Raw genomic sequence first — 21,179 nt, forward strand, 5'->3', positions numbered from 1 at the left:
GCTAACGATAAATTAAGTATTGTTCGATAGTGCTTAAGTCTAATCGGCTAAAGTCTAGCTTGGACAGAAAAACGACGCATGTTACAACATGTCACATTGATGATCAGACTGATAAAATCGACTCTGAAAATCAATGTATTAGGGAATACAATTTACAATACTTTGGGTACAACACCGTGTCTACATCCGTTTTAGTTATTAACTGTGGTTCTTCCTCTATCAAATATGCCTTGGTTTCAGATCGCCGTGAAAATCGTATTTACGGTTTGGCTGAAAATCTGGGTACAGCAGAAGCTCGCATTAAAGGTATTACGGTGGGTGGTGAACCACTTGAACTGTTTATTCCCTATGCAGACCATGAAAAAGCATTGGAAACACTTCTGGCACGTTTAGCCAACTATAAGCCGCAGGCCATTGGACATCGCGTAGTACATGGCGGCACATTAACTAAAGCTGAATTACTTACTCCAGAAATTATTGAACGTATTGTCGCAGCAACACCACTGGCACCTTTGCATAATCCTGCACATTTAATTGGGATTGATGCCACCATGCGCTTGTTCCCTGAATTACCACAAGTGGCTGTATTCGATACTGCATTTCACCAAACAATGCCAGAACATGCTTATCGCTATGCGTTACCAAAGTTCTTTTATACCGAGCACAATGTACGCCGTTATGGTTTTCATGGTACCAGCCATGCTTATGTCTCAGACCGTGCAAGTGAACTGGCGGGTCAGTTTCAACAAGGGGGTTGGTTAACAGCACATTTAGGTAATGGTAGCTCGACCTGTGCTGTATGGAATGGTGAAAGTATCGACACATCAATGGGATTAACCCCACTTGAAGGTATCGTCATGGGAACCCGTAGCGGTGATGTAGACCCTAGTATCCACAGTTTTATCGCCAATAACTTAGGTTGGGATATCGACAAGATTGATAAAATGCTGAATAAAGAAAGTGGCTTACTAGGTCTGTCTGACAATCTTTCCAATGATATGCGCACACTGATTGAAGCATCTGAAAATGGTAATGAAGACGCAGCACTTGCAATCGAAGTATTTAGCTACCGTTTAGCGAAGTCTCTGGCTGGATTAAGCTGTGGTTTACCTCAAATTCATGGCCTGATTTTTACAGGGGGCATTGGTGAAAATTCGGCTTACATCCGTGAAAAAACCATGGCGTACTTGCCTCACTTTGGTTTCAGCCTTGATAAAGATCAAAACAATACACTTCAACGCGGTACTGAAGGTCGTATTGATGCGGGCCAAGGTCCACAAATCTGGGTAATTCCTACAGATGAAGAAGGTCGTATTGCCAAAGAAACTGAACAAGTGGTGCAGCAGGCAAAAAAGCTTGATGCCGTTATTGGCTAATCTAGGATTTATTGAGATTGAGTTAATTCTCGAAAAAACTGAATAATTGTTAAAAATATAATTTTTTATTTAAGGTCATTATGAATACAATTTTAATGATTCCAACAGCTGAGGGCGTCGGTTTAACCTCAGCCTGTCTTGGCATGGTGTATGCGCTAGATTGCAATGGAATTAAAGCGGGATTCTTAAAACCATTTTCTCAGGAAAATCCAAATCAGGTTGACCGTACCACTTCGCTGTTTCATCATCTATTTCAACGCAATACAGTTCAATCCATTTCGCATGAAAAGTTACTGCAATATATCTCCGCAGGTGAAATGGATGACTTACTTGAAGAAGCAGTCAGCTTGCATCGTACCATTGCAGCACAGCAGGATGTGATTATTGTTGAAGGATTATTACCCAACGGACAAGATCATTTTGCCAGTGAACTTAATGCAGCTCTTGCACAGGCACTTGATGCCAAAGTGATTTTGGTCAGCACCGCAGACATTCAAAATCCACGTAAAACCGCTGAAAAGGTTGAAGCACATTTGCGTCAGTTTGGTGGCGTAAGTTCAAATCGGACCGCTGGCGTACTATTCATGCGTACTCGTGGCTTGCCTGAAGAAACAGCACAAATTCCTCTCACCATTGACCCCACATTGCGCTTAAGTGCTGAAATTGAAAAATTTAGTCTTGAACTACAAAAATTTAATCGTCATTTAGGTACTAAAGAATTACCAATTATTGGTATGGTTCCTTTTAGTAATACCTTAAGTGTGCCACGTACACTAGATATTGCTTCTGTCATAGATGGTGAATGGGTTCATTTAGGTGAGGCCAAACAGCGACGTATTTTACATTCCAGTTTAATTGCATCTAGTATCGAATACGAGCTTAATAAATTTGTGGCGGGCGAATTAATTATCAGTGCCTCAGAGAGAACTGATGTTTTACTTGCCAGTAGTTTGGCAACCAGTAATGGTATTCCACTGGCGGGTTTGGTGCTTACTGAACGCTCAGCTCCACAAACGCAAATTCTGGATTTTTGCCAGCATGCCATCAAACGTGGCTTGCCTATTTTACACACCCAACTCAATACACTGGAAACAGCACAACGCCTAGCTGATTTTGGTAATGAAATTCCTGTAGATGATACCGAACGCGCAGAACAGGTCACGCGTTTCGTCTCTAGTCACATTGACACCGAATGGCTCAAAGCGCAGATCAACGGAAATGTCCGTCCTCGCTTATCGCCTTCTGCCTTTCGTCATGAATTGGTACAAAAATCAGTTGCTGCTAAAAAGCGCATTGTCTTACCTGAAGGCGATGAACCACGCACTGTACAAGCGGCGGCTATTTGCCAGTCACGTGGACTTGCACATTGTATTCTCTTAGCCAAACCAGATGCTGTAATGGATGTCGCTAAAGCACGTGGAATTGAACTTCCTGATGACCTAGAAATTATTGATCCAGATACCATCCGCGATCAATATGTCGCCCCTATGGTGGAATTGCGTAAAGGTAAACTCAATGAGTTACAAGCCAAAGAACAACTTCAGGACACGGTTGTTTTAGGCACCATGATGTTGGCATTGAATCAAGTCGATGGTTTAGTTTCAGGTGCAATTCACACGACTGCCAATACCGTACGCCCAGCATTTCAGTTAATTAAAACCGCGCCTGAATATTCACTGGTTTCCTCTATTTTCTTTATGTTGTTACCTGATGAAGTTTATGTGTATGGAGATTGTGCGATTAACCCAGATCCAGATGCACAGCAACTGGCTGAAATTGCGATTCAATCAGCTGATTCTGCCAAAGCTTTTGGTATCGAACCGCGTATTGCAATGATCAGTTACTCAACTGGCACCTCAGGCACAGGCGCAGATGTTGAAAAAGTAGCCGAAGCAACTCAAATCGCCAAACAGCGTCGTCCAGATTTATTGATTGATGGACCATTGCAATATGATGCGGCATCAGTCGAAAGTGTTGGCCGCCAAAAGGCACCAGACTCACCAGTCGCGGGTCGGGCCAATGTATTTATTTTCCCGGATTTAAATACAGGCAATACCACTTATAAAGCAGTTCAACGTTCAGCAAATGTGGTCAGTGTTGGTCCTATGTTACAAGGCCTGAACAAACCAGTGAATGATTTGTCACGCGGTGCATTGGTCGATGATATTGTGTTTACGATTGCACTTACTGCAATTCAGGCAGAACAACAAAGTCATTAATACTGCTAAAATTAAAATCAACCCTTTAAGTTAACGCTTAGAGGGTTGATTTAAGCATAGAGATTTAAGCATAGAGACTTAAGGCTCAAGATGTAAATCACCTTGGGCAGTAACAGAAGCGGTAAATCGACGTTGTTTTTTTGCATCCAGCATCACCATTCCAGACGTTCCAACATTATTTAAAAATACATAGCATGAAGAACCTTGCTCATGATCAAATTTCAAATGAGCGCCTTTAGAATCCATCTCAAGTTTTACATTAAGTAATTGGTCTGAAATAGGAAGTAGTTGAATAGAGGGATAACCCTCTTCACCAAGTATTATTTGTATTGATACTTCACCACGTTCATTTAAAAACTCGATAGACGGAACATTACTTTTTACCGTCAATTGAATTCGGGTTTGATCATTTTCGTCAACAATCGCTAACTCTCGTAACTTTAATGTTTGAGTTATAGTCATAAATCACCTTTTTATTTTTCATGATTCAAAATGAGCTGTTGAAATGCTTGAATATAATGTTCAGCTTTTTCATCAAATTGATGATCTCCAGCGTCAAAAATCCAGTTTTGTATAGTCGCTTTTTTTACCAATCCCAGTTGTTCCATTTGTATATATGCATGGTGGGCTTGAATCACCGCTTGCAATAAATGTCCGCCCAAGTCCCCTTCAGGTTTCAATCCTGTATCCAGTAAACTCGGTGCAAAGGCCACACGACTTACGCCGAGTGAATTTCCTACTTTATAGGCAATTTGTACGGCTTTGGCAGTATGTTCAAGTGTCCATTCTTCGGGATCACCCATGCCTATGAGCAATACTTGAGGTGCATAAATAGAAGTCTGCGATTGATTTAATAAAAGATGATCAAAACGAGTTGCATCAAATAGATTTTTATCACGAATGGTATGGATCTTTCCATCAAGGGCGTGATCCAAATCAGCTAGACCGCCTTGCATGGTCATACCATTTATTTCATGATGAAATAGGCAACCACAAGATAAATCTACTTCTGCTGTTACCCCATCCCAAGTGACAATTTCAATCTTTAATTTTTTATACGTCCCAATAGTTTTCCGCTTAATATCTTGAGTCACATTCTTTCTTCTTGACTAATCTTTGTGTCAATTTACTCGTTTTTTAAAACCGCTTTGTTGAGATCACGCCATAGTTTTGTATAGCTTCAATTAAGGTCGCATTTTCTGTGAGAGCCATATTGTATGGCCTGTACATTCAAAGTCTTCGACGATCATTTTCACCACCTCAAATCCATATTGTTTCAACAATGCTTGATATTCTGCAACATCTAAACTGGCATGGTACAAGGGTTCACCAAACATCTCTCCAATCGCTTCACCGTGACTCGGCCCGCTAGTGAACATTAATGCTGTCCCAGACTTGGCATGTGCTGAAAATTTTCTAAACATGTGATGTTGATCTTCTGGAGTTAGATGAAAAAAACTATCCCACGCCAAAATACCATCAAACTTTTGCTCGGAATCAAAATAACGAATATCGGCATTGATCCATGTCTGTTCAGGAAAGCTTTGCTGCGCCATTTCCAGCATGACCTCTGAACGGTCCACTCCAGTCACTTGGCAACTATTTTCTATAAGATATGCAGCAATGGGTTTACCAGAACCGCAGCCTAAATCCAAAACTGCTGCAGACACGGGCAATAACTCCAAAAAACGATCCAGCCAGACTTTTTCATAGAGGTATTCGCCCCGAAGCTGAGTCCAGTCACGCCCATATTTTTGATAAATCTGGATAATATTTTGAGCCAAATGTGACTGATTCATTTATTTTCCTTATATTCCCAATGTTATTAAAGGCTTGATAGATCTATTTTAAATAGCTTAGACCTTCGACCAAAATCTCAGCAAAACCGCCCACAGCAAGTCCATTTTGTCATATAATCTCTGCCGCTAGCTAACTGCCCGCTCAAGAGATTTTTGATATGACCACTATTATCAAACAAGATGACTTGATCACTTCGGTCAAGGATGCCCTTCAATTCATTTCTTACTATCACCCGCAAGACTTTATTCAAGCGATGAGTCGCGCTTATGATCGTGAAGAAAACCAAGCTGCTAAAGATGCAATTGCACAAATTTTGATTAACTCACGTATGTGTGCAGAAGGTCATCGCCCGATCTGTCAGGATACAGGGATCGTCAACGTTTTCCTTGAAGTGGGATTAGACGTTAAATTTGATTTAAGCATGAGCTTAGATGATGCCATTAACGAAGGTGTTCGTCAGGGTTATTTAGAAAACTCAAACGTACTACGCGCTTCTGTTTTAGCCGATCCTGCGTTTGGTCGTAAAAACACCAAAGACAACACGCCTGCTGTCATTCACTATAAACTTGTTCCAGGTAATAAAGTTGATATTACAGTGGCAGCCAAAGGTGGCGGCTCTGAAAATAAATCAAAACTAGCTATGTTAAACCCATCTGACTCGATTGTTGACTGGGTACTCAAAACAGTTCCAACAATGGGTGCAGGCTGGTGTCCACCAGGCATGCTTGGTATTGGTATCGGTGGTACTGCCGAGAAAGCCATGATGCTTGCAAAAGAGGCATTGATGGAAGAAATCAACATGGACGAATTACTCCGTCGTGGCCCTCAAAGCAAGATGGAAGAACTTCGTATCGAGATCTTTGAAAAAGTCAACGCGCTCGGAATTGGCGCGCAAGGTCTAGGTGGTTTAACCACAGTATTGGATATTAAAATCAAGGATTATCCTTGTCATGCAGCAGGCAAACCTGTGGGCATGATTCCAAACTGCGCCGCAACTCGTCATGCACATTTCCAGCTTGATGGTTCTGGTGTTGCTCATATTCAAGCCCCAAAACTTGAAGATTATCCTGCTGTGACTTGGGATGCATCTAAATCTAAACGCGTAAATTTAGATACGATTACTCAAGAAGAAATGAATTCATGGCAACCTGGCGATACTCTATTGCTCAGTGGCACCATGTATACAGGTCGTGATGCGGCGCACAAACGTATGGTGGATATGATCGACAATGGTGAAGAATTACCTGTTGATCTTAAAGGTAAATTTATCTATTACGTTGGACCAGTTGATCCAGTGGGGGATGAAGTGGTTGGTCCTGCAGGCCCAACAACAGCAACACGTATGGACAAATTTACACGTAAGGTGCTTGAACATACAGGCTTATTTGGCATGATTGGTAAAGCGGATCGTGGCCCAACTGCTATTGAAGCGATTAGAGATAACAAAGCAACGTATCTCATGGCAGTAGGTGGTGCAGCTTATCTTGTTTCTAAAGCGGTTCGTGAAGCTGAGGTCGTTGCATTTGCAGATTTGGGAATGGAAGCGATTTATAAATTTGTAGTCGAAGATATGCCTGTTTCAGTCGCTGTCGATGTGAATGGTACTTCGATTCATGCGATTGCTCCAAAAATCTGGCAAGCCAAAATTGGAAAAATTCCAGTAACGGACGCTGCGGCAGTCTAAAAAGTAAGATAAGAAAAGCACCTTTCGGGGTGTTTTTTTATACCTATAAAAAAACCACCCGAAGGCGGTTCTTTTAAATCAAGATAGATCAGTGACCACTACCATTAATGGCTTTGGTCATATCTTCCACAACTTTCTTGGCATCACCAAATACCATCATGGTTTTTTCATTATAGAACAAGTCATTATCCAAACCTGCATAACCGGTTGCCATAGAACGCTTGATCACCATAATCGTGCGTGCTTTATGGGCTTCCAAGATTGGCATACCGTAAATTGGAGAACTTGGATCATCTTTTGCCGCAGGGTTCACTACGTCATTCGCACCGATAACTAAAACCACGTCAGTCGCTGGGAAATCAGAGTTAATTTCATCCATTTCCAGAATATCTTCATAAGCAACGTCAGCTTCTGCCAAGAGTACGTTCATGTGACCCGGCATACGACCAGCAACGGGGTGAATCGCAAAACGGACTTTTACGCCTTGTTCTTTTAGGATTTCACACAATTCTTTCACGGCATTTTGCGCACGGCCTTGAGCCATACCATAACCAGGTACAATCACCACACTGTCTGCATTTGACATCAGGAAGCCTGCGTCATCCGCCGAACCTGAACGGTAGTTCCGCTGAACTTGCTCACCTTTAGCCGCACTCGCAACAGCAGTGCCACCCATCGCCCCACCAAATAAAACATTGATGATGTTACGGTTCATGGCTTTACACATAATGTAAGACAGAATTGCACCGGATGAACCTACCAATGAACCTGCAACAATCAACATGTTATTTTCAAGGGTAAAACCAATGCCAGCAGCAGCCCATCCTGAGAATGAGTTAAGCAATGAAACCACAACTGGCATATCGCCACCGCCAACGGGTGCAATCCACACCCAGCCGAAAGCAAGCGCAAGAATAGTCATCGCCCAGAATGCAGTCATGTTGCCAGTCGAGAAGAAGTAGAAACCACAAGCCAACATCGCAAGGAAGATGATTGCCTGAACCGGTTTAACCCATGCGCCAGATATAGTTTTTGCCCATTTTTTTGCGGCTAATTTACCGTAAGCAAAAACAGATGCCGTAAAGGTAATCGCACCTACAAAGCAACCTACAAACAATTCAAATAAATGCACTGGACTCATATGTGCATGTTGAACACCCGCAGCAGTCAAAGCCGTTTCGTTTTGTTCAAATAGCACATTCAATTGGTTATTGTGCAAAATCGCAGCAATCGCAATCAATACCGCAGCCAAACCGACCAAAGAGTGCATCAAAGCAACTGTTTCAGGCATTTGAGTCATAGGTACGGTACGTGCACGTACAATTCCGACAATCGCTCCCAGCACCATTGCACCCACGATCATCCAAACCACAGGATGATCTGCAACAAAGAAGGTAGTTAAAACTGCAATCGCCATACCAATCATGCCATAACGGTTACCCGAAATAGCAGTTTTAGGGCCAGATAAGCCACGAAGCGTCATAATAAACAGGACAGCACCAACGAGGTAGAACCACTCTGCATTCGCTCGAATAAATTCCATGTTTCAGTCCCCTTATTTCTTTTGCTTTGGCTTAAACATTTCCAGCATGCGCGCAGTCACTGCGAAACCACCAAAAATATTAATACTGGCCAAGAACACTGCAATCGTGCCAAGTACACTCACGACATTAATTGTTTGAAAATCCACATTACCTTCGACCCCGATCATTGGCAGACCTACGGTCTGAATCATCGCACCTACAATAATGATCGAAGATAATGCATTGGTTACTGCCATTAATGGCGTATGCAATGCAGGCGTAACGCCCCAAACCACGTAATAACCTACGAAGATGGCAAGGACGAAAATTGTAATCGTTTCAACCATGAGAGATCTCCTTAACCACGTTTGAGCAGTACTTGACCGCCATGAGTGACCAACAGGGCTTTTTGAATTTCTTCTTCTGGATTAACTGAGAAATTCTTATCGGCATCAAATAATGTCTCAACAAAATTAAAGACATTACGCGCATAAAGGGCAGAAGCTTCTGTCGAAAGTGTCGATGGGATATTTGGAACCCCCAAAATTTTCACGCCATTTTCAGTGAATACCGTTTCACCTACTTTAGAGCCTTCAACATTTCCGCCAGTTTCAACTGCCATATCCAGAATGACTGAACCTGGTTTCATTTTGGCAACTGTTTCAGCTTTAATTAGACGTGGTGCATCACGACCAGGCAATAAAGCAGTGGTAATCACGATATCCGCATTGGATACAGCTTTATCAACAATGGCAGCTTGATCCTTGATGTATTGTTCGCCCGGCATCCAGCCATAACCATTTTTAGCGGCTTCATCAGCACGAGCTTGTTCTTCTGTTGACATTGGGACGTCTAACCATTTACCGCCCAAAGACTCAACCTGATCTTTTGCAGTCGGACGCAAATCCGTAGCTTCCACTACAGCACCCAGACGTTTCGCAGTTGCAATCGCTTGAAGCCCAGCAACACCTACGCCCATAATCACAACACGTGCTGGCTTTACTGTACCTGCCGCGGTCATTAGCATAGGGAACATACGTTGATATTCAGCCGCTGCTAACAATACAGACTTATACCCCGCCAAGTTAGCCTGAGAGGATAAAACATCCATATTTTGTGCGCGTGACAAGGTTCGTGGTAATAGCTCTAACGCAAATGCAGACACGTTTTGACTCGCAAACTTATCCAGATCTGGATTACGATATGGGTCAAACATTGCCACAACAGTTGTATTGGCTGATAGTTTTTGAATTTCCTCACCTTGTGGTGCGCGAACTTTCAAAAGCAATTGGCTGCCCTGATAGGCATCATCCTTGATGGTCGCACCAACCTGTTCATAGGCACTGTCGATATAGGCAGCTTTTACCCCTGCTCCACGTTCAATGACTACGCTGTGGCCAGCGCTAATCAACTTTTTTACTGTCTCAGGTGTCGCGGCGACACGATTTTCACCCGCGACCGTTTCAGTTGGGATTCCGATCTGCATGAGCGTTCCTCAAGCTAAGTTCCTTAAGTGTAAACATCGTTGTAAACGACGTTTCCCCCAGAGTGTGTTCTTGTTGAATTTTTGGATTTTAAGCAAACTTTTAGAAAATGCTACCCATTATTTATTTAATAAATACCTATATTTTGAACTAATGATTCACGTTTAATTTTTACCAATATATAATTCATCGGTTTTGCCTTAAATTTGAGGCAAACGATGCCCTCCAACATGGCTTTTTAATGAAACGTTTTCTATCTGCAACACAGGTCGGTTCTTTATTTGCACTCTGTGCCGCATTTCTGTTTAGTACCAAAGCAATCTTTATTAAACAAACGTATGCACTCTCACCATTGGTCGATGCAACTGTCCTAATGGCATTACGTATGGGAAGCGCGTTACCATTTTTCCTTATCATTTGCTGGTTGAATCGGCATCATAATCAGGGTATCAGCAAGAAAAATTGGCTGGTTTTAGTTTTAGCTGGGCTATTAGGCTACTACTTTGCCAGTTGGCTAGATTTTAAAGGGTTGATGTATATCAGCGCGTCCTTAGAGCGGATTATTTTATTTTTATATCCCACTCTCACCGTTCTCGCTTCAAGTTTGATTTATCGTCAAAAAATAAATGCAAAAAGTTGGTTTGCCATTTTTTTGAGTTATGGAGGGACGGTTTTGGTGATGTTACAAGAGTACAATATTGCACCAATTCAGGGCGGTTTTTGGCTTGGCGTCAGTCTGGTTTTTGCCAGTGCTGTAGCATTTGCTGCATATTTATTAATGACACCTCCATTAATTCAAAAATTTGGTTCGTGGAATTTCACTGGTCTTGCCCTTAGCGTTGCCTGTGCTGGAACGTTACTGCATTTTTTTATAGAAACGGCGCAACCATTCCAACTCTTACAACAATTACCACTCAATGTATGGTGGTATGGATTGGGGCTTGGATTCTTTGTCACTGTTTTACCCACTGTATTATTAATGCAGAGTATTCAACGTTTGGGCGCCTCTCAATCTGCCATGATTGCTTCAATTGGACCTATCCTGACGATTTTATTGGCAGTTGCATTTTTAGGTGAACACTTAAACACATGGCAATGGTTAGGTTGTATCCTGAATATTATTGGGGTACTCATGATTAGCTTAAGCAAAAATAGACTTAAACATTAAATTTCTGTTTGATCAAACTGATCTAATGCGAGCAAAATGTGCTGAAAATGGGCGCCAGAAGATTGTTCGGCAAGATAATCATCGGGATTACGCAGCGGACATTGTTGCATCGAAAGGCAACCACAACCAATACACCAATCCAATTGTTGCCTTAATTGCAACAATGTCAATATTTTGTCATCAAGCTGTGCTTTCCAGAGCTTAGACATATTTTGCCAATCTTGTTTAGAAGCAATTTGATCCTGAGGTAGTACAGCAAAAGCTTGTTTAATTTCTTCTAAACGCATTCCAACAACTTGTGCAATTTTAATAATCGCGACACGTCTTAGCATTGCTCTCAAATAACGTCGCTGATTACCATTGGTTCGGATACTCCAAATCAATTGCTTTTCTTCATAAAAACGTAAAGTTGCAACACTAACACCACTACGTGTTGCCAGCTCCCCAATACTAATTAGCTGCTTAATATGATTTTTTTGCATTGTACTCTTGACCTCAAGTTAACTTGAGCTTTGATACTAGCATAATGTTTATTTTGTATTGAGAATATCCTGAATGTCACAGCAAACATCGCATCTAAACATTATAAATCCTGAAAATTTGTATAATCCCCAGCCATTTGGATATAGTCATGTGGTTGAAGTGCAACATTTTCGACGTATCATACATATTGCAGGTCAGGGTGGTGAAAACCGTCAAGGCAATTTATCAAAAGATTTTTCAAGACAAGTCTTGCAGGCATTTTATAATTTAAAAATAGCATTAGACAGTGTAGATGCCACGCTTCAAAATATTGCCATGTTACGTGTCCTTATCGTTCATCATGATGAAGATAAACACCATATTTTGGTTCAGACCATGCGACAACTTTGGCCTGACCAAAAATTTCCAGCTTGCACACTCATCCCGGTTTCACGGCTTGCAATACCCAATATGCTTTTTGAAGTTGAAGCAACAGCCTATCTAAATTAATAAGAGAGCAAAACATGCAACACAACTCTGACATCAGCCAAAATAAAGCCCTGCTATGGTTGATGGCAATTGCCTGTGGCCTGTGTGCCGGCGCGAATTATTATTGTCAGCCATTAATTCATTCCATACAGGCTGATTTTGCAATACCAGAAGCTCAAGCGGCACTTACCGTGACCTTTGCCCAAGTTTCTTATGCACTTGGCTTGTTATTTATTGTTCCTTTAGGCGATGTCGTTAATAAAACCAAGTTCATTCCACTCTTAATGTTTTTGGCTGGTATCGGTTTATTGCTCTGTGGTTTTGCAGTTAACCTCCAGATGTTATGGGTCGGAACTATCATGGCAGGACTTTTTTCAGTGGCTGCACAAGTGCTTATTCCTTTGGCGACGATGGCCGTGAAACCCGAAAAAATAGGTGAAGTCGTTGGCTTCTTAATGAGTGGTTTACTGGTCGGTATTTTGCTTTCAACCAGTTTAGCTGGGTTGTTATCAAATTTATTTCACTGGAAAGTAATTTATTTGCTCAGCGCAGTACTGATGTTCTTCATCGCTTATTTACTTAAAGGCAGATTACCTTATGTCATGCGTTTTCAATTAAATTATGCGCAAATTTTCAACTCTATGCGCTATTTGCTGATTGAAGAAAAACGTTTGATTCTACGTGCTTTGGTTGGTGCTTGTGCTTTCGCTTCGATGAGTACCTTATTTTCTACAATGGCTCTTTTATTATCTTCCCCGCCATTTAATTTAAAAGACTTTATGATCGGCATTATCAGCCTGATTGGGGTATTTGGTGCATTATCAACGTCTTATGCAGGAAAACTGGCCGATCGCGGTTACACTCTTACACTGACTTGGGCGGGTTGTTTATTACTGGTCATCAGTTGGACATCTTTTTTCTTTGCCAAAATCTCCCTTATTTTTTATGTGATTGGGTTCGGCCTTATTAACTGGGGACTAGCACTGATTCATACGAGCAATCAGAATATTATTTTTAATTTACGCCCCGATGCTAAATCCCGCTTAAATGCCATTTATATGACTTTATATTTTGCTGGGGCGGCTAGTGGTTCGGCCATTGGTATCTTTGCCTGGCGACATGGCGGGTGGGTCATGACCTGTAGCGCTGGATTAGGGCTTACAATTTTTGCTGCATTGTTTGCATTCATCGATCGCGTCTATTTTCCTCAAAAAAAGCAAAAAGTTTGATTTCAGGAAAATTGAACAATTGGAAAAAACTGGACACGCCCATCAAAGTCTTGGCCGTTTTCCAGCATAATATGCATAAAAACAGGTAATAATGCAGTCAAAATCTGGCAAGCAGAATCAATCAATTGGCGAAAAATCTGACTTTGATTCATCATGCCTCCAGAATTCATCTGCGTTTGCAACATGGCAATCCGTGAAAAAATGAAATTGAGAATTTCTGCCTCACTGGATTGCTGTATTGCATTTTTGAGTTGAGTTTTTTCTTGTAATCGATATTGTTGCCATTCGGCTTCATTAAGTTTCTGATGTTGAAACTGCCAAAAATGATAAGACAAATAAGGGCTTTCTAAAAAAGGTTGCATGGCTGAGTTTAGTTTGGAAGTAAGAGTACGCATAATTTTGCCCTCATGATCCAAATCGACTAATCGGTTCAAGAGTAGAAACAATTGCTGTAACTGCTGTGAATAATTTAATTCGATATCCTGGATATATAGAGTATTCAAGGCAATCCAGTTATAGAGCAGTTTTGCCTCTAGTTCATGCAGGATTTGACCGGCTTGTTTAACCCAACTCAAAGCTCGTTGTAATCTCAAATCCAATTCTGGAGAAAGTGATGACCGCTTTTCCTTAAAAACTTCTTCAAATACAAACATAGTTATTCCTTTTATTGTCATTATGTTTCACAAACTTAACCTTAGCTTGAAGTTCACATGTGTTTCAATATTTTTGTCTTCATAGTCATTTTAAATTTTGGGAAGATAACACCAAGACGGAATCTGCTTATTTTTTGCTAGGGTCATTTGCCAAAAAAAAGTATACTGCAACACTTTCGCTTTAGCATGCTTTGGGTACGGACATGTCTTCAATTTTATCGTTAACACCACGCATTTCGGTTGCACCGATGATGGATTGGACTACAAAAGACTATCGTTTCTTCGCTCGGCTATTTAATCCAAATGTAGTGCTCTACACTGAAATGGTGACTACAGGGGCGATTATTCATGGGGATGCAAAACGCCATTTGGACTTTAATTCGCAAGAACATCCACTGGTTTTACAACTCGGTGGATCAAATCCTCAAGATCTGGCAACCTGCACAAAAATGGCGGAGGACTGGGGCTATGTTGAAGTCAATCTGAATGTCGGATGTCCAAGTGACCGTGTTCAAAACAATAAAATCGGCGCTTGTCTAATGGCCGAACCCGATCTCGTTGCTGAATGTATTGATCAAATGCAAAAAACTGTTTCTATTCCAGTGACAGTCAAACATCGTATCGGTATTGACGAAATGCAATCTTATGAAGAAATGCTGCATTTTGTAGATACAATCGCTGCCACGGGTTGTAGTCATTTTGTCGTGCATGCCCGCATTGCTATTTTGCAAGGTTTATCGCCTAAAGAAAACCGTGAAGTCCCTCCGTTACGCTATGAAGACGTGTACCGTTTAAAACGCGAACGTCCACATTTAACCATTGAAATTAACGGCGGTATCAAAACTTTTGCAGAAACACAGCACCATTTACAATATGTCGATGGCGTGATGATTGGCCGCGAAGCCTACCATAATCCTTATTTATTGGCTGAAATAGGCCAAATATGGAATTTAGTAGCACCTGATCGTTTTGAGATCATGCAACAAATGCTACCCTATATCGAACAACGTTTGGCTGAGGGTGCACCTCTTTCAATTATCACCCGACATATTTTAGGTTTATTTCAAAATCTTCCGGGTGCACGAAAATGGCGACAGGCTTTGAGTGGTGGTAATGCTAAATCATTAAGCGATATTGAACACGCATTATCCAATATTCACGAAGCCCTTCAACGCTCAGAAGAATATCAGCAAGAACAGCTTATTTAAAAGAATTCAGTCTTTTTAGAGTATCATTTCACAAAAAGGCTGAGTTTTTATATGACTATTCAAGTATGTTTTTAACATTAACATTTGATGAGATTTAACACCTAAAATAAATTAAATACGCATTAAAAATCATTTAAAATCACTTTTTAATGCGTATAACAATAAAGATATCAAAATCATGAGCAATTTTTTCTTCATTCTGGGCTTAATACTTTCTTTATTTTTACCTATTATTGTTCATATGTATTTTATTGATAGAAATAGAAGCATTTCTGAGCAAAAAAAGATCTCCTATTTAAGTGTATTGCCTGGATTTGCAATGCTATTTTTGTCGAGATGCCTTCAACCTTCTTCAGAACTGATTCTGAGCAAAGAATGTGGGGTGGTTAAACAATATCGTTCTTACTTAACAAAACATAGTAAAAGCTTTGAACGTATTGCCATTTCGATGGATCAATCTGGCTATATTCGTTATTTTCTTTTTGATCAAAATTTACCCCGACTAAATAGCAATCAACCTATTTGTTTTGATTTATATGATCGGTTTAAAAATAAAAATTTAGCAGAATCACGTATTATTCGATATTATCCTAATAAAATTTAACCAACAAATGCATTGATAATTAGATGATAAATCAATATATTTTTATAAATGTTTCAAAGTTGTGAAATATTATTACATTTCTTAAAACACTTTTTAAGGTTCAGAGGATAGCATCACTCAGCCAAGCAAATACATTGTTATTGATATGTGTGAATGATGTAAGAACGAGTTTGAACGATGATTTATGACGGACAATTAGCAGATAGTTATCAAACACAGAATGCCCCTCAGATAAGTGTGACTGAAAACAAGGAAAGATCAGCGCCTTTTTCTTTTTCATCAGATGGTTCACGTAGCCAAATTGATATTCATAAATTTATTGCGAAGTTAAAAAGTATCAGCGGTAGCTACAGTACAGCTAAGTGTGCCAAAAGTGTTCGCATAGCCTTGCAGTCTGCGGGGGCTAAAATCGTGACTCATCCCATTGCAGCGTCTGACTGGGGAGATACTCTGACCAAAATTGGTTATCGACAAATTCAGCCAGAGTTTGATCATCCACAAAAAGGTGATATTTATATTATCAAACGCACGCCAAATCATATCTATGGGCATATTGCAGGTTATAGCGGCAGTCAGTGGATTTCTGATTTTAAGCAGCAAAGTTATGATGTGTATAAAGATCGCAATGTAACTTATACTTATTATCGTCCTTTATAATTTAAAACCTTATAACGTAACTCGAAACGAAGCTTATTTAAGCTTCGTTTTTTTCATGTCCAGTTTTTTCAATACTTCAGCTACCGCAATCATACCAAAGCTAGAAGTTACGATTACAGCAGAACCATATCCCCCGCAGCGCAAACCAGCCGCAGCGCAAACATCCGCACTAGAGAAAGGGTTATCAATAGAATAAATACAGGTAATACCAAATTTTTCCTTTGGTTTTTTACAAATACCTTGGGCTCGTAATTGACTACGCAATTTTGCCAACATCGGATCTTGTTCAGTTTTAGATAAATCAGCCACACGGATCTTAAGCGGATCAATTTTTCCGCCAGCACCGCCCGATACAATTAAAGTAAGTTTGTTAAAGCGGCAATGTAACATAAGGGCCAATTTAGCTTTGACGTCATCAATACAATCCAGAACCACATCAGGTTTTGACATAAGTATTTCAGCGACATTTTCAGGCGAAAGAAAATCATCAATCACATTGACTTGAATACGTGGATTAATCTGACGACAACGTTCTGCCATTACTTGCGCTTTTTCTTGGCCCAAAGTTGAAGATAATGCGGGTAATTGACGATTGATATTAGATGCTGCCAACACATCCATATCCACCAATGTTAGTTGACCAATTCCTGTGCGTGCCAAAGCCTCAACTGCCCAACTGCCCACGCCACCAATTCCAATCACCATGACATGACTTTTTTCATAATGAAGAAACGCATCATCACCATAAATTTTGGCGACACCTGCAAAACGGCGGTCATATTCATCGGTTTGAAGATCAGTCATTACATCAAGTTTCACATTTTTTAGGCACGCTATTTTACTTGGTTTAATTTAAGAATGTTAGTGCCTGAATTTGACAAACGCCCTCATCCCAAGAAGAAGGCGTTTTAACGAGAGGGATGTTTATGCTGCAATCAAATTACGTAGTACATAGTGCAAAATACCACCTGCCTTGAAATATTCCACTTCATTTAATGTATCAATACGACATAACACTTTAAATGTATCGGTTGTACCATCTTCACGTTTAACCGTGATGTCTAGTGTTTGATGGGGCTGGATATCATCTGAAAGTCCTGAAATTGATAGTTGTTCTGTGCCTGTTAGATTTAAGGTTTGACGATTTTGCCCATCAATAAACTGAAGGGGTAACACGCCCATACCGACTAGATTCGAACGATGAATTCGTTCAAAGCTTTCAGCAATTACAGCTTTCACACCCAAAAGATTGGTTCCTTTTGCCGCCCAGTCACGAGATGATCCCGTGCCATATTCTTTACCGGCAATAATCACTAAAGGCGTTTTGTCGTCTTTATAACGCATCGCTGCATCGTAAATCGCCAGTTTTTCACCTGTTGGAATATAAAGGGTATTACCACCTTCTTCGCCACCAAGCATTTCATTTTTAATACGAATATTGGCAAATGTCCCACGCATCATTACTTCATGATTACCACGACGCGAACCATAGGAATTAAAGTCTTGAGGTGCAATACCATGTTCTTGCAAATAACGACCCGCTGGACTGTCTTTTTTAATATTACCAGCTGGAGAAATGTGGTCAGTCGTCACAGAATCACCCAATATCGCTAAAATTGATGCTGAATCAATGTTAGTAATGGCTTCAGGTGGCTGATCAATTCCATCAAAAAATGGCGGGTGACGAATATAAGTTGAATCATCTGCCCACTCATAGGTTTTACTTTGAGGAATTTGAATCGATTTCCAGCTTTCATCTCCTTCAAACACAGCGGCATATTCCTTATGGAACATTTCTGTATTTACTTTTTGCAAAACTTCTGCAATTTCTGCATTTGTTGGCCAGATATCTTTTAAATAAATATCCTGACCATTTTTACCCTGCCCCAACGGTTCGGAGGTTAAATCCTTACGAATCGTACCTGCCAGACCATAAGCCACAACCAATGGAGGAGAAGCCAACCAATTGGTTTTGACCAATGGATGCACACGCCCTTCAAAGTTTCGGTTACCTGAAAGTACCGATGCAACGTTTAAATCAGCGCATTGAATCGCTTCTTCAATTGGATCTGGTAATGGTCCAGAATTCCCAATACAGGTGGTACAACCGTACCCGACAAGGTTATAACCCAACTCATCCAAATACGGTGTTAAACCCGCAGCAGCTAGATAATCGGTCACAACTTTAGAACCTGGTGCCAAAGAACTTTTTACCCATGGTTTACGTTGTAAGCCTTTTTCAATCGCTTTTTTAGCCAATAAACCCGCTGCTAACATGACACTTGGGTTAGAGGTATTTGTACATGAAGTAATTGCTGAAATCACCACATCTCCATGATTCAGCGTATACGTTTTACCTTCAATAGAACAACTGGCTGCTTCATTTGGAAGATTGGCTTTTTCCGCATCGACTGCCGTACCACCGCCACCTTCATTTTCAAGACGTTCTTTTTCAGGTTTCGCTGCTTTTAAAGTCAAATCCATCACAGCCTGAAAAGTTTCAGGGACTTTAGCCAAGACCACACGATCCTGCGGACGTTTTGGCCCAGCCAGACTGGCTTCAACAGTCGCCATATCCAAGGTTAAAGTATCAGTAAAAACAGGTTCATCCCCCGCATGTCGCCATAAACCTTGCTCTTTACTATAAGCCTCAACTAGAGCAATACGTTCAGCTTTACGTCCTGTCAGACGCATATATTCAAGTGTAATTTCATCGATTGGAAAGAAACCACAAGTTGCACCATATTCAGGAGCCATATTGGCAATCGTTGCCCGATCTGCCAAAGGCAAGTCGGCCAAACCGTCCCCGTAGAATTCAACGAACTTACCCACCACACCTTTTTGACGCAACATTTGAGTAATTGTGAGAACTAAATCTGTTGCGGTAATTCCTTCTTTTAATTTTCCTGTAAGTTTAAACCCGATAACCTCTGGAATTAGCATCGAAATCGGTTGCCCCAACATGGCGGCTTCAGCTTCAATTCCACCTACACCCCAACCCAATACACCTAATCCATTAATCATTGTTGTATGCGAGTCGGTTCCCACCAACGTATCCGGAAATGCAAAAGTTTGTCCCTGTTCATCTCCCGTCCATACAGCTTGTGCTAAATATTCCAGATTGACCTGATGGCAAATTCCCGTTCCTGGTGGTACAACACTAAAATTATTAAATGCAGACTGTCCCCAACGTAAAAATTGATAACGTTCCCCATTGCGCTGCATTTCAATTTCAACGTTTTCCTCAAATGCACGATCATTTGCAAAATGGTCGACCATTACCGAATGATCAATCACCAGATCAACAGGAGAAAGCGGGTTAATTTTCTCTGGATCTCCACCCGCCTTTGCCATTGCAGCGCGCATCGCTGCTAAATCAACCACGGCAGGAACACCGGTAAAATCTTGCATCAGTACTCGCGCTGGACGATATTGAATTTCCTGATCCGATGTTTTGGTCTTTTGCCATTCCACCAGTGCATGAATATGCGCAGCTGTCACGGTTTTATCGTCTTCAAAACGTAATAAATTTTCTAATAATACTTTTAAAGATTTGGGAAGCTTCTGAATATCACCCAACTGAGGATTGGCTTGTTGCAAACTAAAAATCTGATATTGAGCTGAACCGACATTGAGTGTTTTTAACGCATTAAAACTATTGATTTTGCTGTAGCTGGCCATACGGCTATCCTCCGGTTTGGCTATGTTCTTTTAAAGTTTCATTGGCTCCTTTTACTTTATGCCACTTTTAAAGTCGGTATGTTTTCTTTTGGTTATACTTTTGAATGAGCTTGTTTTTTATTGAACTAGCTTCAGTGCATTCAATGAATTTTCCCATACTTTTGCTGCCACAGTTTCTTCATTCATTCCTAAACTTGTGGCTAAACTCTGTAACACAAAAGGTAAGTTCACGGGTGTATTTCGGGTTCGATATTCTGTTGATTCTTGACAACATAAAGGTGTCATATCTGGACAGTCCGTTTCTAACACCAAATGCTCAAGTCCAAATTCAGTGATCACTCGATGTAATTTTTTGGCATTTGGATTTGTAATTTGTCCTGTAATCCCTAGCTTGAACCCCAATTGAATAAATGCTTTGGCTTCTTCAATTCCCCCACTAAAAGCGTGGGCAATACCACCCAACTTAAAATGCTGGTGTTTTAAAATATGTAATACATCCGCATGTGCTTTACGGATATGTAACAGTACAGGTTTGTCATATTGTTTAGCTAAATTCAACTGATGAATAAAATATTGCTTTTGCTTTTGATAAATATCCGCCTGTTTATGCTGCGGCAAAAAAGTGTCTAAACCAATTTCCCCGATCGCAATACAAGATTGTTGTTTTAAGATTTGTTCAAGTCGTTCAAGATGCGCGGGCAAATGCTGTTCGATATAAAAAGGATGCAAACCGGGAGCCAAATAGCTGATGGGCGCATCCTGCAATTGGTTTAATTCATGCTGGATTTTCATTAAATCTGAAAATCTGGACTCAGTAAAACCAATCAAAATTAGTCTTTCCACACCCACTGCTTTGGCTTGATGCGCCAATTGATTTCGATCATGATCAAAATCTGGCACATCAAAATGCGTATGCGTATCAAACAAAGGAAAACGCATCAC

The 21,179-nt window shown here is 40.7% G+C and carries 20 protein-coding genes; 9 read left to right on the top strand and 11 right to left on the bottom strand.

What is annotated here, in order from left to right:
- The first annotated feature begins 176 nt into the window (after nucleotides 1–176).
- Both IAE19_RS09110 and pta read left to right on the top strand, forming a co-directional pair.
- Nucleotides 177–1,376: an acetate/propionate family kinase gene (locus IAE19_RS09110; RefSeq protein ID WP_200460622.1), complete on the top strand. Its 1,200-nt coding sequence runs from the start codon at nucleotides 177–179 to the stop codon at nucleotides 1,374–1,376.
- Between the two features lie 80 nt (nucleotides 1,377–1,456).
- Nucleotides 1,457–3,595, top strand: a complete 2,139-nt coding sequence (pta, locus tag IAE19_RS09115; protein WP_200460623.1) for a phosphate acetyltransferase — start codon at nucleotides 1,457–1,459, stop codon at nucleotides 3,593–3,595.
- Nucleotides 3,596–3,673: 78 nt separating this feature from the next.
- Here pta and IAE19_RS09120 read toward each other — a convergent pair whose 3' ends face one another.
- From IAE19_RS09120 to IAE19_RS09130, 3 genes are all read right to left on the bottom strand, one after another.
- Nucleotides 3,674–4,057, bottom strand: coding sequence for a hypothetical protein (locus IAE19_RS09120; RefSeq protein ID WP_200460624.1), 384 nt, complete (start codon nucleotides 4,055–4,057; stop codon nucleotides 3,674–3,676).
- A gap of 11 nt (nucleotides 4,058–4,068) precedes the next feature.
- Entirely contained in the window at nucleotides 4,069–4,689 is a 621-nt protein-coding gene (locus tag IAE19_RS09125) for a M17 family peptidase N-terminal domain-containing protein (protein WP_200460625.1), read from the bottom strand.
- Between the two features lie 90 nt (nucleotides 4,690–4,779).
- On the bottom strand, nucleotides 4,780–5,394 hold the full coding sequence (locus IAE19_RS09130; RefSeq protein ID WP_200460626.1) for a class I SAM-dependent methyltransferase: 615 nt from the start codon (nucleotides 5,392–5,394) through the stop codon (nucleotides 4,780–4,782).
- A gap of 158 nt (nucleotides 5,395–5,552) precedes the next feature.
- Here IAE19_RS09130 and IAE19_RS09135 point away from each other — a divergent pair, with 158 nt between their 5' ends.
- Nucleotides 5,553–7,079 (top strand): fumarate hydratase, encoded by a 1,527-nt coding sequence (locus IAE19_RS09135; RefSeq protein ID WP_200460627.1) that lies wholly within the window; start codon nucleotides 5,553–5,555, stop codon nucleotides 7,077–7,079.
- A gap of 88 nt (nucleotides 7,080–7,167) precedes the next feature.
- Here IAE19_RS09135 and IAE19_RS09140 read toward each other — a convergent pair whose 3' ends face one another.
- The 3 genes from IAE19_RS09140 to IAE19_RS09150 are packed head-to-tail and all read right to left on the bottom strand — an operon-like array spanning nucleotide 7,168 to nucleotide 10,088.
- A complete protein-coding gene (locus tag IAE19_RS09140) occupies nucleotides 7,168–8,622 on the bottom strand; it encodes an NAD(P)(+) transhydrogenase (Re/Si-specific) subunit beta (RefSeq protein ID WP_200460628.1) in 1,455 nt (484 codons plus the stop codon).
- Between the two features lie 12 nt (nucleotides 8,623–8,634).
- Nucleotides 8,635–8,949 carry a proton-translocating transhydrogenase family protein gene (locus tag IAE19_RS09145; protein ID WP_200460629.1) on the bottom strand — a complete coding sequence of 105 codons (315 nt, stop codon included), beginning with the start codon at nucleotides 8,947–8,949 and terminating at the stop codon, nucleotides 8,635–8,637.
- Nucleotides 8,950–8,960: 11 nt separating this feature from the next.
- On the bottom strand, nucleotides 8,961–10,088 hold the full coding sequence (locus tag IAE19_RS09150) for a Re/Si-specific NAD(P)(+) transhydrogenase subunit alpha (RefSeq protein ID WP_200460630.1): 1,128 nt from the start codon (nucleotides 10,086–10,088) through the stop codon (nucleotides 8,961–8,963).
- A gap of 239 nt (nucleotides 10,089–10,327) precedes the next feature.
- Between IAE19_RS09150 and IAE19_RS09155 the strand changes: the two genes are divergently transcribed.
- Nucleotides 10,328–11,254 (top strand): DMT family transporter, encoded by a 927-nt coding sequence (locus IAE19_RS09155; protein WP_200460631.1) that lies wholly within the window; start codon nucleotides 10,328–10,330, stop codon nucleotides 11,252–11,254.
- On the opposite strand, the gene soxR is transcribed toward IAE19_RS09155, so the two are convergent.
- A complete protein-coding gene (gene soxR / locus IAE19_RS09160) occupies nucleotides 11,251–11,736 on the bottom strand; it encodes a redox-sensitive transcriptional activator SoxR (protein WP_200460632.1) in 486 nt (161 codons plus the stop codon). The genes IAE19_RS09155 and soxR overlap by 4 nt on opposite strands.
- 73 nt (nucleotides 11,737–11,809) lie before the next feature.
- On the opposite strand from soxR, the gene IAE19_RS09165 reads away from it, so the two are divergent.
- Nucleotides 11,810–12,226: a RidA family protein gene (locus tag IAE19_RS09165; RefSeq protein ID WP_200460633.1), complete on the top strand. Its 417-nt coding sequence runs from the start codon at nucleotides 11,810–11,812 to the stop codon at nucleotides 12,224–12,226.
- Between the two features lie 14 nt (nucleotides 12,227–12,240).
- Nucleotides 12,241–13,434, top strand: a complete 1,194-nt coding sequence (locus IAE19_RS09170) for an MFS transporter (RefSeq protein ID WP_200460634.1) — start codon at nucleotides 12,241–12,243, stop codon at nucleotides 13,432–13,434.
- Nucleotides 13,435–13,436: 2 nt separating this feature from the next.
- On the opposite strand, the gene IAE19_RS09175 is transcribed toward IAE19_RS09170, so the two are convergent.
- Nucleotides 13,437–14,087, bottom strand: coding sequence for a hypothetical protein (locus IAE19_RS09175; protein ID WP_200460635.1), 651 nt, complete (start codon nucleotides 14,085–14,087; stop codon nucleotides 13,437–13,439).
- Between the two features lie 203 nt (nucleotides 14,088–14,290).
- Between IAE19_RS09175 and dusA the strand changes: the two genes are divergently transcribed.
- From dusA to IAE19_RS09190, 3 genes are all read left to right on the top strand, one after another.
- Complete coding sequence (gene dusA / locus IAE19_RS09180; RefSeq protein WP_200460636.1) at nucleotides 14,291–15,295, top strand: tRNA dihydrouridine(20/20a) synthase DusA; 1,005 nt, start codon at nucleotides 14,291–14,293, stop codon at nucleotides 15,293–15,295.
- Nucleotides 15,296–15,473: 178 nt separating this feature from the next.
- Entirely contained in the window at nucleotides 15,474–15,899 is a 426-nt protein-coding gene (locus tag IAE19_RS09185) for a hypothetical protein (protein ID WP_200460637.1), read from the top strand.
- A gap of 177 nt (nucleotides 15,900–16,076) precedes the next feature.
- A complete protein-coding gene (locus IAE19_RS09190; RefSeq protein WP_200460638.1) occupies nucleotides 16,077–16,556 on the top strand; it encodes a hypothetical protein in 480 nt (159 codons plus the stop codon).
- 33 nt (nucleotides 16,557–16,589) lie between these two features.
- Here IAE19_RS09190 and IAE19_RS09195 read toward each other — a convergent pair whose 3' ends face one another.
- From IAE19_RS09195 to IAE19_RS09205, 3 genes are all read right to left on the bottom strand, one after another.
- Nucleotides 16,590–17,360, bottom strand: coding sequence for a ThiF family adenylyltransferase (locus tag IAE19_RS09195; protein ID WP_200460639.1), 771 nt, complete (start codon nucleotides 17,358–17,360; stop codon nucleotides 16,590–16,592).
- 120 nt (nucleotides 17,361–17,480) lie between these two features.
- On the bottom strand, nucleotides 17,481–20,237 hold the full coding sequence (acnA, locus tag IAE19_RS09200; RefSeq protein WP_200460640.1) for an aconitate hydratase AcnA: 2,757 nt from the start codon (nucleotides 20,235–20,237) through the stop codon (nucleotides 17,481–17,483).
- Between the two features lie 117 nt (nucleotides 20,238–20,354).
- A complete protein-coding gene (locus tag IAE19_RS09205; protein ID WP_200460641.1) occupies nucleotides 20,355–21,176 on the bottom strand; it encodes a TatD family hydrolase in 822 nt (273 codons plus the stop codon).
- Between the last annotated feature and the right edge of the window lie 3 nt (nucleotides 21,177–21,179).

It is taken from the genome of Acinetobacter sp. S40 (assembly GCF_016624705.1).
In the GTDB taxonomy this organism is placed as follows: Bacteria; Pseudomonadota; Gammaproteobacteria; order Pseudomonadales; family Moraxellaceae; genus Acinetobacter.

What these genes read in the sequence shown, in the direction of transcription:
- pta (WP_200460623.1), top strand. Translation starts at nt 1,457, where the DNA reads ATGAATACAATTTTAATGATTCCAACAGCTGAGGGCGTCGGTTTAACC.
- IAE19_RS09120 (WP_200460624.1), bottom strand. Translation starts at nt 4,057, where the DNA reads ATGACTATAACTCAAACATTAAAGTTACGAGAGTTAGCGATTGTTGAC.
- IAE19_RS09130 (WP_200460626.1), bottom strand. Translation starts at nt 5,394, where the DNA reads ATGAATCAGTCACATTTGGCTCAAAATATTATCCAGATTTATCAAAAA.
- IAE19_RS09135 (WP_200460627.1), top strand. Translation starts at nt 5,553, where the DNA reads ATGACCACTATTATCAAACAAGATGACTTGATCACTTCGGTCAAGGAT.
- IAE19_RS09140 (WP_200460628.1), bottom strand. Translation starts at nt 8,622, where the DNA reads ATGGAATTTATTCGAGCGAATGCAGAGTGGTTCTACCTCGTTGGTGCT.
- IAE19_RS09145 (WP_200460629.1), bottom strand. Translation starts at nt 8,949, where the DNA reads ATGGTTGAAACGATTACAATTTTCGTCCTTGCCATCTTCGTAGGTTAT.
- IAE19_RS09150 (WP_200460630.1), bottom strand. Translation starts at nt 10,088, where the DNA reads ATGCAGATCGGAATCCCAACTGAAACGGTCGCGGGTGAAAATCGTGTC.
- IAE19_RS09155 (WP_200460631.1), top strand. Translation starts at nt 10,328, where the DNA reads ATGAAACGTTTTCTATCTGCAACACAGGTCGGTTCTTTATTTGCACTC.
- soxR (WP_200460632.1), bottom strand. Translation starts at nt 11,736, where the DNA reads ATGCAAAAAAATCATATTAAGCAGCTAATTAGTATTGGGGAGCTGGCA.
- IAE19_RS09165 (WP_200460633.1), top strand. Translation starts at nt 11,810, where the DNA reads ATGTCACAGCAAACATCGCATCTAAACATTATAAATCCTGAAAATTTG.
- IAE19_RS09170 (WP_200460634.1), top strand. Translation starts at nt 12,241, where the DNA reads ATGCAACACAACTCTGACATCAGCCAAAATAAAGCCCTGCTATGGTTG.
- IAE19_RS09175 (WP_200460635.1), bottom strand. Translation starts at nt 14,087, where the DNA reads ATGTTTGTATTTGAAGAAGTTTTTAAGGAAAAGCGGTCATCACTTTCT.
- dusA (WP_200460636.1), top strand. Translation starts at nt 14,291, where the DNA reads ATGTCTTCAATTTTATCGTTAACACCACGCATTTCGGTTGCACCGATG.
- IAE19_RS09185 (WP_200460637.1), top strand. Translation starts at nt 15,474, where the DNA reads ATGAGCAATTTTTTCTTCATTCTGGGCTTAATACTTTCTTTATTTTTA.
- IAE19_RS09190 (WP_200460638.1), top strand. Translation starts at nt 16,077, where the DNA reads ATGATTTATGACGGACAATTAGCAGATAGTTATCAAACACAGAATGCC.
- IAE19_RS09195 (WP_200460639.1), bottom strand. Translation starts at nt 17,360, where the DNA reads ATGACTGATCTTCAAACCGATGAATATGACCGCCGTTTTGCAGGTGTC.
- acnA (WP_200460640.1), bottom strand. Translation starts at nt 20,237, where the DNA reads ATGGCCAGCTACAGCAAAATCAATAGTTTTAATGCGTTAAAAACACTC.
- IAE19_RS09205 (WP_200460641.1), bottom strand. Translation starts at nt 21,176, where the DNA reads ATGCGTTTTCCTTTGTTTGATACGCATACGCATTTTGATGTGCCAGAT.